Source organism: Ensifer sp. ENS11, assembly GCF_014851895.1.
GTDB lineage: Bacteria > Pseudomonadota > Alphaproteobacteria > Rhizobiales > Rhizobiaceae > Ensifer > Ensifer canadensis.
This window is the reverse complement of sequence record NZ_JACVAN010000101.1, coordinates 1-255: the sequence shown is the minus strand read 5'-3', so window position 1 is coordinate 255 and position 255 is coordinate 1. Positions and strand designations below refer to the sequence as shown.

Here is a 255-nt window from a genome sequence, read left to right as displayed (position 1 = left end):
CGCTGGAAACCGATCCTCGACCATGCCGAGGATTGCGGCGTCGACATCTGCTACGAGATCCATCCGGGCGAGGACCTGCACGACGGCATCACCTTCGAGATGTTTTTAGAGCGCACCGGCAACCATGGCCGCGCCAACATGCTCTACGACCCCTCGCACTATGTGCTGCAGTGCCTCGACTATCTCGACAACATCGACATCTACAAGGATCGCATCCGGATGTTCCACGTCAAGGATGCCGAGTTCAACCCGACC

General features: G+C 58.4%; 1 protein-coding gene. It reads left to right on the top strand.

The window, feature by feature from the left end; translation table 11 throughout:
- Window positions 1-255, top strand: a 255-nt coding sequence (locus IB264_RS34405) for a sugar phosphate isomerase/epimerase (protein ID WP_192435397.1), incomplete at both ends; no start/stop codon positions are given.